The sequence below is a fragment of the Pseudomonas vlassakiae genome (assembly GCF_014269035.2).
Classification (GTDB): Bacteria; Pseudomonadota; Gammaproteobacteria; order Pseudomonadales; family Pseudomonadaceae; genus Aquipseudomonas; species Aquipseudomonas vlassakiae.
Genome location: NZ_JABWRP020000009.1, coordinates 1 through 12966, shown reverse-complemented (window position 1 = coordinate 12966; position 12966 = coordinate 1). Strand labels below are relative to the sequence as shown.

At 63.4% G+C, this 12966-nt stretch carries 13 protein-coding genes and 1 pseudogene; 4 read left to right on the top strand and 10 right to left on the bottom strand.

All coding sequences use genetic code 11. The features are described 5' to 3' along the window. Nucleotides 1-9: 9 nt before the first annotated feature. The 5 genes from zapE to HU738_RS13180 all read right to left on the bottom strand — a co-directional run bounded on the left by zapE (nt 10) and on the right by HU738_RS13180 (nt 4912). Complete coding sequence (gene zapE / locus HU738_RS13200) at nt 10-1119, bottom strand: cell division protein ZapE (protein WP_186603545.1); 1110 nt, start codon at nt 1117-1119, stop codon at nt 10-12. Nucleotides 1120-1210: 91 nt separating this feature from the next. After that, nucleotides 1211-2359: a PQQ-dependent sugar dehydrogenase gene (locus HU738_RS13195; RefSeq protein ID WP_186603546.1), complete on the bottom strand. Its 1149-nt coding sequence runs from the start codon at nt 2357-2359 to the stop codon at nt 1211-1213. 32 nt (nt 2360-2391) lie between these two features. Further along, nucleotides 2392-2709, bottom strand: coding sequence for a hypothetical protein (locus tag HU738_RS13190; RefSeq protein ID WP_186603547.1), 318 nt, complete (start codon nt 2707-2709; stop codon nt 2392-2394). Nucleotides 2710-2844: 135 nt separating this feature from the next. Next, on the bottom strand, nt 2845-3807 hold the full coding sequence (gene speB, locus HU738_RS13185; RefSeq protein ID WP_176508652.1) for an agmatinase: 963 nt from the start codon (nt 3805-3807) through the stop codon (nt 2845-2847). A 25-nt stretch (nt 3808-3832) separates the two neighbouring features. Next, nucleotides 3833-4912 carry an extracellular solute-binding protein gene (locus HU738_RS13180; RefSeq protein WP_186603548.1) on the bottom strand — a complete coding sequence of 360 codons (1080 nt, stop codon included), beginning with the start codon at nt 4910-4912 and terminating at the stop codon, nt 3833-3835. Nucleotides 4913-5014: 102 nt separating this feature from the next. Between HU738_RS13180 and HU738_RS13175 the strand changes: the two genes are divergently transcribed. Next, complete coding sequence (locus HU738_RS13175) at nt 5015-5905, top strand: LysR family transcriptional regulator (RefSeq protein WP_186603549.1); 891 nt, start codon at nt 5015-5017, stop codon at nt 5903-5905. Between the two features lie 96 nt (nt 5906-6001). Here HU738_RS13175 and HU738_RS13170 read toward each other — a convergent pair whose 3' ends face one another. The 3 genes and pseudogenes from HU738_RS13170 to HU738_RS13160 all read right to left on the bottom strand — a co-directional run. Beyond that, nucleotides 6002-8425 (bottom strand): TonB-dependent receptor, encoded by a 2424-nt coding sequence (locus tag HU738_RS13170; protein ID WP_186603556.1) that lies wholly within the window; start codon nt 8423-8425, stop codon nt 6002-6004. A 129-nt stretch (nt 8426-8554) separates the two neighbouring features. Next, the gene (locus tag HU738_RS13165) at nt 8555-9430 is read right to left on the bottom strand and encodes a FecR family protein (protein WP_225923453.1); all 876 of its coding nucleotides are present in this window, start codon (nt 9428-9430) and stop codon (nt 8555-8557) included. A 7-nt stretch (nt 9431-9437) separates the two neighbouring features. Further along, nucleotides 9438-9941, bottom strand: a pseudogene (locus HU738_RS13160) (RNA polymerase sigma factor); the annotation flags it as partial. Between the two features lie 133 nt (nt 9942-10074). On the opposite strand from HU738_RS13160, the gene HU738_RS13155 reads away from it, so the two are divergent. Beyond that, the gene (locus HU738_RS13155; RefSeq protein ID WP_186603551.1) at nt 10075-10563 is read left to right on the top strand and encodes an LEA/WHy family protein; all 489 of its coding nucleotides are present in this window, start codon (nt 10075-10077) and stop codon (nt 10561-10563) included. A 9-nt stretch (nt 10564-10572) separates the two neighbouring features. On the opposite strand, the gene HU738_RS13150 is transcribed toward HU738_RS13155, so the two are convergent. Continuing rightward, nucleotides 10573-10836, bottom strand: a complete 264-nt coding sequence (locus tag HU738_RS13150) for a hypothetical protein (RefSeq protein ID WP_054884860.1) — start codon at nt 10834-10836, stop codon at nt 10573-10575. 129 nt (nt 10837-10965) lie between these two features. Between HU738_RS13150 and HU738_RS13145 the strand changes: the two genes are divergently transcribed. Beyond that, the gene (locus HU738_RS13145; protein ID WP_186603552.1) at nt 10966-11283 is read left to right on the top strand and encodes an ElaB/YgaM/YqjD family protein; all 318 of its coding nucleotides are present in this window, start codon (nt 10966-10968) and stop codon (nt 11281-11283) included. 6 nt (nt 11284-11289) lie between these two features. On the opposite strand, the gene HU738_RS13140 is transcribed toward HU738_RS13145, so the two are convergent. Then, on the bottom strand, nt 11290-11907 hold the full coding sequence (locus HU738_RS13140) for a MiaE family protein (RefSeq protein ID WP_054884858.1): 618 nt from the start codon (nt 11905-11907) through the stop codon (nt 11290-11292). Between the two features lie 154 nt (nt 11908-12061). Here HU738_RS13140 and HU738_RS13135 point away from each other — a divergent pair, with 154 nt between their 5' ends. Continuing rightward, complete coding sequence (locus HU738_RS13135; protein ID WP_186603553.1) at nt 12062-12925, top strand: universal stress protein; 864 nt, start codon at nt 12062-12064, stop codon at nt 12923-12925. Nucleotides 12926-12966: the final 41 nt, after the last annotated feature.

Below are 12966 nucleotides of genomic sequence, written 5' to 3'. Positions count from 1 at the left end.
TCGGCTCCTTCAGGCGAAGCGTTGCAGTTGCATCTCCCGTAACCGGCTCAGGGTGCGTTGGTACGGGAACGCCAGATACCCTTGAGTGTAGAGCGCATCGAGCGGCACCTGCGCCTCCAGGTACAGGGCCACACGCCGATCGTAGCATTCGTCGACCAAAGCGATGAAACGGCGCACCGCGTCATCCCTGGGTGACAGCATCGGCAATTCCCGGTCGCCTGCCACGACACGCGCGGCGCCATCTTCGGTGCCGCGGGCAATGCGCCCGGCCCGCTGTTCACCGCCCAAGGCCGGAATACCCTCGACCAGAATCGCCGGAAATTGGTCGCACAAGGCCATGAACTCCATGGCAGCCAAGGGCCGTTCACAGAGTTCGGTAAAGTGGCACCAGACCGCCTGGTTGCTGCGCCGGATCACCTCGACCTGCCGCGAGCCAATCAGCAAAGGCGCAGTGCTACCGGGCTCACCCGCGCTGAGCTGGAGGAAAACGGCTTCAAGCGCGCCGCCTTTGTTCCCCGCTTCGGCCACCCAGTAACGCTGGCACTGTGCGCCGGGATGCAAGCGATGGTCCTGCTCGCCGGCCACCGACAGCACCTGCATGTGCCGCTCGATGGCGCTGATGGCCGGCAGGAAGCGCTCGCGATTGAAACCGTCGCGGTACAGCTGTTGCGGTGGCTGGTTGGAGGTAGCGACCACCACCACGCCGTGGTCGAACAGCACCTGGAACAGCCGGCCGAGAATGATCGCATCGCCGATGTCGCTGACGAACAGCTCGTCGAAGCACAACACACGGATCTGCCCGGCCAGCTCCCGCGCCAATGCCTTCAAAGGGTCGGCAGTGCCGTTGAGCTGGAACAGGCGCTGGTGGACCCAGGCCATGAAGTGGTGGAAGTGCTGGCGGCGGGACGGAACGCTGAGGCAGCGGTGGAACAGGTCCATGAGCCAGGTCTTGCCGCGGCCGACCGGGCCCCAGAGGTACAGGCCCTGGGCAGCATGGCCACTTTCCAGGGCTTCGAAACAGCTTTGCAGGGCCGTGACCGCCTGGGCTTGAGCAGGGTCATGGGCGAAGCCTTGCTCGGCGAGCGCCTGAAGATAGAGGGACTGCGGATCGAGAGGCATAGTCGGTGGCTTGGACAGTTAGCGCTCCATTGTCTGCACTGCCCCTTACGCGGGCAAGCCCGCGAAAAGGCCTGTTCAGGAAAAAGCGGTTTCAGCCTTCGCTCAGGCCGACCTTCAGCAGTGTCCCATCCTTGGCATCGGTGAGCACATACAGGTAGCCGTCCGGCCCCACCCGCACATCACGGATGCGCGCCTTCAAGTCGCTGAGCAAGCGCTCTTCATGAACGATCTTGTCACCGTCGAGCTGCAGGCGGATCAATTCCTGAGCCGCCAGCGCGCCGACGAACAGGTTGTGATCCCAGGCCTTGAAGGTCGGGTTGTCATAGAACGCCATGCCGCTGATGCCAGGCGACTTTTCCCAGACATGGTGCGGGTCGACCATGCCGTCGACATGCTTGCCCTTGGCCTCAGGGATCGGCATGAGCGAATAGTTGATACCGTGCGTAGCGATCGGCCAGCCATAGTTCTTGCCCGGCTCCGGGATGTTGATCTCGTCGCCGCCACGCGGGCCGTGTTCATGGGTCCAGAGTTTGCCGGTCCACGGGTTGAGCGCTGCGCCCTGCTGGTTACGATGGCCAAACGACCAGATTTCCGGGCGCACGTCCCGCTTGCCGACGAAGGGGTTGTCCTTTGGCACTTCGCCGTCCGGCAGGATCCGCACCACCTTGCCCTGCAGCTTGTCCAGGTCCTGCGCTGTCGGGCGCTGGTTGTTCTCGCCCAGGGCAATGAACAGGAAACCGTCGCGGTCGAATACCAGCCGCGCGCCAAAGTGATTGCCCTCGGAAAGCTTGGGCTGCTGGCGGAAGATCACAGTGAAGTCTTCCAGCCGCGCGCGGTCCTCGGACAGCTGGCCACGGCCCACTGCCGTGCCGGCCTTGCCATCACTGCCCTCCTCGGCATACGACAGGTACACCGTGCGGTCCTTGGCAAACTCAGGCGACAGCACTACATCAAGCAGGCCACCCTGGCCTTCGGCCCAGACCTTGGGCACGCCGCTGATGGGTGGGCCGACCTTGCCCTCGGCGCTTACCACCCGCAGGTTGCCGGGGCGCTCGGTGACCAGCATGTCCTTGCCACCCGGCAGGAAAGCCAGCGCCCAGGGGTTGCGCAGGCCATCGGCCACCGTGCTGACGGTAAGTTGGCCCTCTTCGCTGGGAAATTGCTGCTCAGGGGCGGCGTGGGCCAGCAGTGGCAACAGCGCCGCAGCGGTCAGGGTGGTCAGCCAGTTGATTCGGGTCATGCAGGATTCCTTTCTGAGGATCAGGCGATGGATCAGGGCACACGTTGGCCATCACGCGCTGGCCGCGTCGGCTCCAGATTGGGGGCCTGCTGTTGGCGGCGCAGGTTGTCGCCATTGCCGATACCGCGGTTGTCCAGGCTTGGCGTACGGTAGATGGGCTGGGTGGACGGGCCGCGAACGGGCGGTGTGGCCGGCATGCTGCCCTGGCGACTGTTGGGGTTGGCACGCTGGATCGGGCTGTTGTAGGGGTTGTTGTTGCTGGCGGCGAGCTGCAATGACTGCGCAGGCGCAGCCGGTACCGACAGGCTTAGCGTCAAGCCGAAGAACAAGGCTGGCACCCTGAGTTTCATGCTTCACCTCCTGTACGAAAAGCGCGCCATGTGGGTTTGGATAGCCTAAGGCGCGAAGGGTTCGCGGCAAAAGTGTGAATGCGATTCCTGATGTTTCAGTATGGGCCTGATGGCACGGTGCATCAGGCCCGCCGATCACCGGGCGGCGCCGACCTTGTGCCGTGCCGCGTACAGGCACAGCATCTCCATGGCCAGGGTAGCCCCGGCCAGCGCAGTGATATCGGCGTGGTCATAGGCTGGCGCCACTTCCACCAGGTCCATCCCTACCAGGTTGATACCGCGCAGGCCGCCGAGGATCTCCAGCGCCTGCAGCGTGCTCAACCCCCCGCATACCGGGGTGCCGGTGCCTGGCGCATAGGCCGGGTCGAGGCAATCGATGTCGAAGGTCAGGTACACCGGCCGGTCGCCGACCCGCTGGCGGATCGCCGCGATGATCGCCTCGGTGCCCTGGCGGTGAACCTGCCGGGCATCGAGGATGGCGAAGCCCTGGCTGTCGTCATTGGTGGTGCGCAGGCCGACCTGCACCGAGCAGGATGGATCGACCAGGCCCTCGCGGGCGGCATGCCAGAACATGGTGCCATGGTCGATGCGGCCTTCTTCGTCCGGCCAGGTGTCGCTGTGCGCATCGAAATGGATCAGCGCCAGCGGGCCGTGGCGGCGGGCATGGGCCTTGAGCAGCGGGTAGCTGATGAAATGGTCACCGCCCAGGGTGAGCATGGCGCAACCGGCTTCAAGTATGTGCTCGGCGTGGGCCTGGATACTCGCCGGGACCGACTGCGGGGCGCCACTGTCGAAAGCGCAGTCGCCGTAGTCGATCACTGCCAAGTGGTCGAACGGGTCGAAGGCCCAGGGCCAGTGGCGCGCCCAGGCCTGCTGCACCGAGGCGGCACGGATTGCGCGAGGCCCGAAACGCGCCCCGGGGCGGTTGCTGGTGGCGGTGTCGAATGGCACACCGCTGACAACAACATCCACTCCACGCAGGTCGCGGCTGTAGCGACGACGGGAGAAACTGGTAATACCGGCGTAGGTACTTTCCGCTGCAGTACCGTACAGGCTGTCACGGGTCATGGCCTGGTCGTTGTTCTGGGCTTGTTCCACGGTTGGGCTCCTTTGTGTTTATCGGTCACTGGCGGCTACGGAAGGCCGTCCACAGCCGGTTGCGCTGACGCAGGTCGGACAGCGCCATGCTGCGGTCGGCATACAAGCGCTCACGCACGTCGGCAGGCGGGTAGATATCCGGGCCATTGCGCACGGCGTCATCGACCAGAGCCGTCGCGGCCTGGTTGGCATTGGCAAAGAACAGCGTATTGGTGAGCGCAGCCACCGACTCCGGTTTCAACATGAACGCGATGAATGCCCGGGCAGCTTCCGGGTGCGGGGCGTCCCTGGGGATGACCAGGTTGTCCTGCCACACCAGCGTGCCTTCACGGGGAATGCGGTAGATCAGCTCGAACGGCTTGCCGGCGCGGCGCGCCTGGTCGGCGGCCATGGCCGCGTCGCCGTTGTAGGTCAGCGCCAGGCACACGCTGCCGTTGGCCAGGTCACTGATCTGTCGGCCATTGGCGACGTAGCTGATCGACGGCTGCAGCTGGTTGAGCAGGTCCTGCGCCGCCGCGAGGTCGGCCTTGTCCTGGCTGTAAGGGTCCTTGCCGAGGTAGTTGAGGGCAACACCGATCACCTCCTGTGGCGAGTCCGGCATGGCGATGCCACACGCCTTGAGGCGGCTGGCGTACTCCGGCTTGAACAACAGGTCGAGGCTATCCAGCGGTACATCGCCCAGGCGCTGGCGCACCGCCTCGACGTTCACCCCCAGGCCCAAGGTGCCCCAGGTGTAGGGGACCGCGTAGCGGTTGCCTGGGTCGGTCTCGGCCAGCTTGGCCAGCAGGTCCTTGTCAAGGTTGACGTAGCCGGGCATGCCTTGCGCGTCGAGCGGTTGCAGGGCATTGGCCTTCAGCGCCCGGGCCAGCACGGTGGCTGACGGCACCACCACGTCGTAGCCGCTGCCGCCAGTGAGCAGCTTGGTTTCCAGGACTTCAGTGGTGTCAAAGGTGTCGTAACGCACCTTGTAGCCGGTTTCCTTTTCGAAGCGCTGAAGGGTTTGCGGCGCGACGTAGTCGGCCCAGCTGTAGAGGTTGACGACCTTTTCTTCGGCCTGCAGCGGCAGAGCCAGGATCAAGGACAACAGGCACAGCGATCGACGCATGACGGGCACCTCGGCAAGTGGGTGGATGCCGCCAGCATGCCATCCGGGTAACATTGCAAGAATGGCAAGTTTGCAAAGCTGACATTCATCAGGAGCAATGTGATGCTCGGACAACTGCACGACCCCGACCTGCACCTGCTGCGGCTGTTCGTCACTGTAGTAGAGGCCGGCGGCTTCAGTGCCGCCCAGGGCGTACTGGGGCTGAGCCAGCCCACCATCAGCCAGCGCATGGCGCAGCTGGAAACGCGCCTGGGTTACCGCCTGTGCAGCCGCGGCAAAGGCGGTTTTCGGCTGACCGACAAGGGCGAGTTGCTGCTGGAAGCGGCACGCGGGCTGTTGCTGAACGTCGAGTTGTTCCGTCAGCAGGCCAACGGCGTCGCCGGGCGCTTGCTGGGGACGGTGCGGGTGGGCATGGCCGAGAACCAGGATGCGCCCGTGAGCCTGCGCCTGGCCACGGCCATCTCACGCTTTCGCCGGCGCGAAGAAGCCGTGCAGCTAGAGCTGGTCAGCGCACCACCGGCGGAGCTTGAGCGACTGCTGCTGGAGCAACGGCTCGACGTTGCCATCAGCTATTTTTCCGGCAACCAGGCGGCGTTCGACTATCAGCCTTTGTTCGAAGAGCGCCAGCGCTTGTACTGCGGCAAGGGGCATGTGCTGTTCGACAAGGCCGAGGTGACGCACGAGCAGTTGCTGGAGGCGGACCAGGTGCGCCACCCGTACCGCTTTCTCAAAGGCGGCGAGCCGTTCCAGAGCCGACGCAGCATGGCGGTGGCGGAACAGATCGAGAGCGTGCTGACGTTCATTTTGTCGGGGCAGCATATTGGCTACCTGCCCTGTCACTGCGCGGCAAGCTGGGAAGACCAGGGAATGTTGCGGGCGCTGGATACGGGGCTGGATTTCGTGGTGCCGTTCACCCTGGCTCGGCATCGGGCACAGGCACCTGGCGAGGCGCAGGCGGCATTTGTGGAGGATCTGCTGGCCGCGTTCTCCTGACATGGCCTCTTCGCGGGCACACCCGCTCCGTCAGCTTGGGCGCTATCCCTTTGGGAGCGGGCGTGCCCGCGAAGAGGCCGGCTCAGGCAACGACAATCAGTAAGCCATGCTCCAGGTCAGGGTGTAGGTGCGGCCCCGGCCCTGGTAGTCATACAGATAGGCCGGCCCGTAGGTCGGCGAGTAGAACAGCGTCGCCCGCTGCCCCCACACGGTGCTGTACTGCTTGTCCAGCAGGTTCTGGATCCCCGCGCTGAACGTGCCGAAACCGCTGTCCTGGCTGGCCAGCAAGTCAAAGGTGGTGTAGCCGTCGATTTCATGATCGGCATCGTCCTTCAGATTGAAGGCGTGGTTGGCCTGCAGCCGCGCACTGCGGCCATCGCCCTTCCAGCCGACGAATGCGGTGGCCTTGGACAATGAGGCATAGCGGGCGTCGCGCTTGATCCAGTCGCCGTCGGCATCTTCTTCCTCGGAACGGGTCAGGTGCAGGGTTCCACCCGCCTCCCAGCCTGTCTGGAAGTGCCGGGTCAATGCGCCCTCGAAGCCGAAATCGCGGCTTTTCTGATCCTCGACGTCGATGGTCAGCGTCTGCGAGTCGACGTTGATGATCTTGTCCGACCAGATGTAGTACAGCGCGGCCTGCGCGTCCCAGTCGAGGTCGGCATAGCGCCAGCCCAGTTCGACCTGGCGGCTCTTGATACCGGCCAGCGGGTTGTCCGCCACGCTCAGGCCAGGCTTGCCGTAGTACTTGGCCGGGTCTGGCAGGTCGAAACCTTCACCATAGTTGGCCCACAGCTGATGACCGTTCTTGAAGTCGTAGATGGCGCCGACGTTGTACAGGTTGACCTCATAGTCGTTACTTCCACCGGGCACGCCCTTGAAGTCGCTGACATCCACATCCATCTGCTGGCGCCGGGCGCCGCCGGACAAGGTCAGGTTGTCGCTGGCATGCCAGTCGAGCTGGGCGTAGACCGAAACGCCATCGACCCGATAGCTGGGGTAACGCTCGGCCTTGCTTTGCTTATCCAGGTCCAGCCCCCCGCTCTGGGAGGACGTCAGCGCATCGAACGTGGTCTGGTCGGCGTTGAAACGCTCGCGATCCAGGTCGACGCCGTAGGTCAGCTTGAGGCTGTCCCACTGCTTGGCGAACAGCCCCTTGAGGCTGGTGACTTCGAAGTTCTGTTGCGAGGCAGCGAAATACACGCCACGCGACCCGCTCGGAGTGGCACGGTTGTAGTACGGGAACGGATAGAAATTGTCGTCTTCCTTGCGGTACGAGGCCTGCAAGTAGAAGTCCTGGCCCAGCACGTCGGTGTGGTGGTAATTGGCGTTGAGCAACAGGCGCCGGGTGCGTGGCTCAAGGTCAGAAGAATAACCGCTGCGCAGTTCGGCGTCCTCCAGGTCCGAGGGGGCGTTGTAGTTGAGGTTGGGGAAGTAGATGCCGGTACTGCCGTGGTTGCCGGAATCGTAGTACTGGGCCAGCAGGTCGAGGCTTTGCTCGTCGGTGAATTTCAGGCCGAGGGTGCCCAGCACATCCACAGTGCGGTTGTACTGCAGGTCGGTCTGGGTGTTATCGATGAAGATCTGCTCGCCCGCGCCATCGTAGAAGGCTTCGTTCTGCTCCCCGGAGATCCCCAGGCGCGCGTTGACCCGGTCGTTGCCGCCACTGATCGACTGTGCGAAACGAGTGGCCAGGTCATCACTATTGTTGAAACCGCTGCTGGCACCGAGCTGGGTCTCGAAGCGTGCCGGGCCCGCTTCGCCCTTTTTAGTGACGATATTGATGATGCCGCCCGTGGCGCCACCGCCGTAGATGGCGCTGGCGCCAGACAGCACCTCGACGCGTTCGACGTTGAACGGCGAAATGCTGTCGAACTGGCGCGACAGGCCGCGAGAGCTGTTCTGGCTGACACCGTCGATCATCACCAGCACATTGCGCCCGCGCATGTTCTGGCCATAGTTGGTGCGCCCTTCGGGCGCCAGGTCGAGGCCCGGCACCAGCTTGCCGATCGCCTCCTTGAGGCTGACGCCGCTGTCGATCTGTTCACGCAGCTGCTGCTGTTCAACCACCCACACCGTGCCGGGGATTTCGCTGATGGCGGTGCTGGTGCGCGAGGCGACACTGACTTCGATGGGCTTGAGGTTGACCGCCTGCGGCGCGGGCACGGTCTTGCGCAGGGTGACCGTGCCGGCATCGCTGAATTGCCAGGCCATGTCACTACCTGCCAGCAGCAGCTGCAGCGCCTGCTCGATACTGTAGCTGCCCTGCAGCGCCGGGCTGCTCAGGCCGGCCACATCCCCGGTGGTGTACAGCAGGTGCAGGCCCGCCTGGTCGGCAAATGCGGTCAGGGCTTGATCCAGCGTTTGTGCTGGCAGGTCCAGTCGAACCTGGCGCGCCTGAACCTGCGCTGCCACGTCTGTGGCGGCCCACGCCTGCAAGGAGCCGGCGAACATGGCCAGGGCACTGCAGGACATCAGGGCATGGTGAAGGCGACCGCTGCGACGGTAGTTGGGCTTGGGCAAGAGAGGCACGAATGAGCTTCCAGACAAGTCGTGAATGAGAATGGGTTGCTGATCAGTCCCACTACGACGTTCTGGCTTGCACGAACTTGCAGCGCCAAATGAAAAAAATTTCGATTATTTTTTACAGGCTCAGTGCACGACGGCCAGCCAGGGCAGATAGGTGACTTTCAGGCCATAACGCTGCTCCAGGGTGCGCAGCAGGCCCTGCGGCTCGTTCAAATCGAACACACCGCTGACTTCGAGTGCCGAGAGGGTATGGTCGGAGAGCAGAATGCGGCCATGCTGGTAGCGCTCGAGTTCGGCCAGTACCTGCCCAAGCGGTTTGCCATTGAAGATCAGCTTGCCACGTTGCCAGGCCGTCTGCGCGCTGGCGTCGACGGCGATGGCCAGGTTGCGATCGCCGAGCCGGGCTGCCCCTTTGGCCAGCACCACGTGGCCGTCACGACGCACACTGAAGGTGGCCGCGCTGCCCTGCACGGCCTCACCGGCGGTTTCGACGACGAAGGGGCGTGGGTCATCGGTGGTTTCGAACAATGCCTCGCCAGCTTGCAGCGTCACCCGGCGTTCGTTGGCGCTGAAGGCCACATTGAGGGCGCTGGCGCTGTTGAGCAGTACCCGCGAACCGTCTGCGAGGGTGATACGCTGCCGCTCGCCCATGCCCGTGTGATAGTCCGCCAGCCACACCGGCACCTGTTGCCAGCTGCCGTAACCTGCCATCAGCAGCACCAGCGCGGCAGCGATGCCTGCCGCCCAGTGGCGCTTGCTGCTGCGCCCGGGCGCGGCTTGCAACGCTTGGGCAGCCTGTGTATGCCCCAGATCCTGCCACAGCGCTTCGGCCTCATGTGCCGCCTCGGCATGCGCCGGGCTGAGCTGGCACCAGCGCCGATAGCGTGCCCGATCGGTCGCACTGGCCTGGCCCGAGTGCAGCAGTACCTGCCAGTCGAGGGCATCGTCGGACAAGTCACTGATCGGCTGCGGAGCGTGCATGGTCGAAGTTTCAGTCATGGTTGTGCTTGAGCCAGTCGCGGCAATGGCGCAGGGCCTGGCCGATGTATTTTGCCACCATGCTCTCGGAAACGCCCAACCGTTGTGCGATCTGCGCCTGGGTCAGGCCTTCGACACGGTTCAGCAGCAGCGCCTGGCGAGCATTGCTGGATAACTGCAGCAGTGCTTCGTCGAGTATCTGCAGGCGCTCCCGGGCCAACAGCGTCGCCTCCGGCGCCGGCGCCGGGCAGGCCACCTCCCCTGCGCCATCGCTGCCCTCATGGCTGGCGGCGATACGCTGTTCGCGGCGCAGCGCATCGATGGCCAGATTGCCAGCCACGCGGAAGATGAAGCTGCGCGCATGCAGCACCGGCACCGCCTGCTCGTCGATCTTGACCAGTTTCAGGTAAGTCTCCTGCGCCACGTCGGCGGCACGCTGCCGATCGCTCATGCGCCGGGTGAGGAACTGCAGCAGGTCGTCGTAGTGCTCCTGGAAACTTGCCAGCAGAGCGGACACGGGAGACGTCAGCATGGGGTAAAGCACTGCCAGTAGGAGAAATTATCGGGCGTTAATGAGAAACAGTATCTTTCATAACACCCTGTGCTTTCAACGCTGTCGTGCTTTTGCCACACTGCAGGCACCACTTCGTCGGTAAGGACCTTCCATGGCTGCCCATTTGCGCCGTTCCCTTCGCCTGCTGCTGGTGCTGATGCTGGCTGGCGGGCTCAACGCCTGCGCACTGTTCCAGGCCCGCGACCCGCTCACTATCAGCGTGATCGGCATCGAGCCACTGCCGGGGCAGGAGCTGGAAATGCGCATGGCGGTGAAAATGAGAGTGCAGAACCCCAACGAGTCGCCCATCGACTATAACGGCGTTGCGTTGAACCTGGAGGTGAATGGCCAGCCGCTGGCGTCTGGGGTCAGTGATCAGCAAGGGCGCATCGGCCGTTATGACGAAGCCGTGATCGTGGTGCCAGTGAGCATCACGGCGTTCGCGTTCCTGCGCCAGGCCTATGGCCTGGGCAAGCTCGATTCACTGCAAGGGATGCCTTACAAGCTGCGTGGCAAGCTGGCCAGCGGGCCGTTTGGCACCGTGCGCTTCACCGATGAGGGCAAGCTGGACCTGCCCAAGGATGGCAGCCTGTATTGGTAGGGCAAGGGATCAGCGACTGGCGCTGGCGGCAGCCATCATCTTGTTGACCTCGCTGCGGACCATACTGGCGAATTCTGGCGGCGACATCGCGTCCAGCTCGCCACGCACCCACTCAGCCCACTTGCCTTTGCGGCGCGGCTTTTCAGCGATCAGCCGCGCAGCTTCACCCTTGGCCTTGCCCAGGTTGTTCTGCCACAGCTCGAACAGCCGGGCCTTTTCCGCCTCGATCTGTGCCCGTTCCTCGAAGCTCATGTTGGCCAGATTGAAAGTCATGAAGGTACCTGCCTGTTGGAAATGGCCGCTATCTTACACTCAGGCGCCGGATCATCGGCAAAGCCTTCGCAACTTTCCCGCCGCGCAGGCATCCATTGTTCTAACAATCCCATCGACGAGGACGTGTTCATGGCCAAGAAAACCGCCGCACTGGCAGACAGTGATCAGATCAAGGACCAAGTCTTCAGTGAACTGCAGGCATTGATCGAAGAATCGGAAAAACTGCTGAACGACAGCGCCGCACTGGTTGGCGAAGAAGCCGAGACGCTGCGTGCCCAGGTGAGCCTGAAACTGCGCCAGGCTCGCCAGGCCGCCGGCCAGGTGCGCGCCAAGGCGCAACCGGTGGTGGACGCCACCCAGGACTACATCGGTGGCCATCCATGGCAGACCGTGGCAGTGTCTGCAGGCTTTGGCCTGGTGGTCGGCCTGCTGCTGGGGCGCCGCTAGTGAGCGTCAGGCCGCTAGCGCCATCGGGATGCCGCTGTGAAAACGTAGCTCCTGGTCCGGTGACAGGATCAGTTCGGCTTCTGCTTCCCGCACCAGGGTGACGCGGCGGGCGATATCCGCCTCGTCACCGTACTGCTGGGCCAGTTTCAGGTAACCCTGATAGTGGCGTGCTTCGCTTTTCAACAAGCCGTGATAGAAGGTGCCGAGCTCTTCATCGAGGTGCGGCACCAAGGCAGCAAAGCGTTCGCAACTACGGGCTTCGATGAATGCCCCGACCACCAGCGTATCCACCAGCTTCACCGGCTCGTGAGCACGCACCAGACGGCGCAGGCCAGACGCATAGCGCCCTGCCGAGACCGGCCGCAATGGCACACCACGACGCTTCATCAGCCGCAGTACCTGTTCGTGATGCACCAGCTCTTCGCGGGCCAGGCGCGACATCATGTTGATCAGGTCCAGGTGGGTGTTGTACTTGGCGATCAGGCTCAGGGCAGTGCTGGCCGCCTTGAACTCGCAATTCTTGTGATCGATCAGTAGGGTTTCCTGGTCGGCGAGTGCCGCTTCGATCCAGGCATCTGGGGTCGGGCAGCCGAGAAAGGCATCGATTTCGGGGATCAGCGACATAAGCGAACAACCACACTGGACAGGCAAGACCGGCGATTATACCGAGGGCGGCGGGTATCACCAGTGACTATGCTTGATGTACATCAAACGGCGACGCGGGAAGCGCCGACTATAGTCAGGCATTGGTCGCAACCTTTGAACGGAGTTCACGCCCATGCAAGCGGTCCGCAGCATCCTCGTTGTCCTCGACCCGGAACATGCCCATAGCCGTGCACTGACCCGGGCCAAGCTGATTGCCAGCGTAACGGGTGCTCGCCTGCACCTGCTGATGTGTGACAAGAAGCATGACCACAGTGCGTTGCTCAGCTTGCTCAGCAGCCAATTGCATGATGATGGCTATGACAATGTCAGCCATGAGCAGAACTGGCACGAGAGCTTGCATGAATCGATCATCGCCGTGCAGCAGGCCGAGGGTTGCGAGCTGGTGATCAAAGAGCACCGGCCGGACAGCCCGCTGAAAAAGGCCCTGCTGACGCCTACCGACTGGAAGCTGTTGCGCCAGTGCCCCTGTGCGGTCCTGATGGTCAAGAGCGAACGACCTTGGGCCGGTGGCGTGATTCTGGCCGCGGTGGATGTCGGCAACCAGGACGAGGATCATCGTCGCCTGCATGCCAGCATTATCGACCACGGTTATGCGATTGCCGGGTTGGCCAAAGGCGACCTGCATGTCGTCAGTGCGCACCCCTCCCCCATGCTGTCGGCGTCAGACCCGGTTTATCAGCTGAGTGAAACCATCGAGAAGCGCTATCGCGAGGCCTGCAGTGCGTTCCAGGCCGAATACGATGTCAGTGAAGACCGCCTGCATGTCGCGGAAGGGCCAGCTGATGTGTTGATTCCCCATTTGCAGAAGCAGCTCGGTGCCGTGGTCACGGTGATCGGCACTGTCGCCCGCACAGGGATTTCCGGGGCCCTTATCGGCAATACCGCTGAAGTGGTGCTCGATTCGCTGGAAAGCGATGTGCTGGTGCTCAAGAGCGAAGAAGCGACGGCACACCTGGCGGAACTGGCCCGGGGCTGAACGTTTCCTGGGCCAGAAAGACAAAACCCCTACCTGCATGT

Excerpts from the sequence above, each read along its gene's own strand:
- HU738_RS13155 (WP_186603551.1), top strand. The coding sequence starts at position 10,075 with ATGGCTGCCCATTTGCGCCGTTCCCTTCGCCTGCTGCTGGTGCTGATG.
- HU738_RS13140 (WP_054884858.1), bottom strand. The coding sequence starts at position 11,907 with ATGTCGCTGATCCCCGAAATCGATGCCTTTCTCGGCTGCCCGACCCCA.
- HU738_RS13150 (WP_054884860.1), bottom strand. The coding sequence starts at position 10,836 with ATGACTTTCAATCTGGCCAACATGAGCTTCGAGGAACGGGCACAGATC.
- HU738_RS13190 (WP_186603547.1), bottom strand. The coding sequence starts at position 2,709 with ATGAAACTCAGGGTGCCAGCCTTGTTCTTCGGCTTGACGCTAAGCCTG.
- HU738_RS13175 (WP_186603549.1), top strand. The coding sequence starts at position 5,015 with ATGCTCGGACAACTGCACGACCCCGACCTGCACCTGCTGCGGCTGTTC.
- HU738_RS13195 (WP_186603546.1), bottom strand. The coding sequence starts at position 2,359 with ATGACCCGAATCAACTGGCTGACCACCCTGACCGCTGCGGCGCTGTTG.
- zapE (WP_186603545.1), bottom strand. The coding sequence starts at position 1,119 with ATGCCTCTCGATCCGCAGTCCCTCTATCTTCAGGCGCTCGCCGAGCAA.
- HU738_RS13145 (WP_186603552.1), top strand. The coding sequence starts at position 10,966 with ATGGCCAAGAAAACCGCCGCACTGGCAGACAGTGATCAGATCAAGGAC.
- HU738_RS13180 (WP_186603548.1), bottom strand. The coding sequence starts at position 4,912 with ATGCGTCGATCGCTGTGCCTGTTGTCCTTGATCCTGGCTCTGCCGCTG.
- HU738_RS13135 (WP_186603553.1), top strand. The coding sequence starts at position 12,062 with ATGCAAGCGGTCCGCAGCATCCTCGTTGTCCTCGACCCGGAACATGCC.
- HU738_RS13165 (WP_225923453.1), bottom strand. The coding sequence starts at position 9,430 with ATGACTGAAACTTCGACCATGCACGCTCCGCAGCCGATCAGTGACTTG.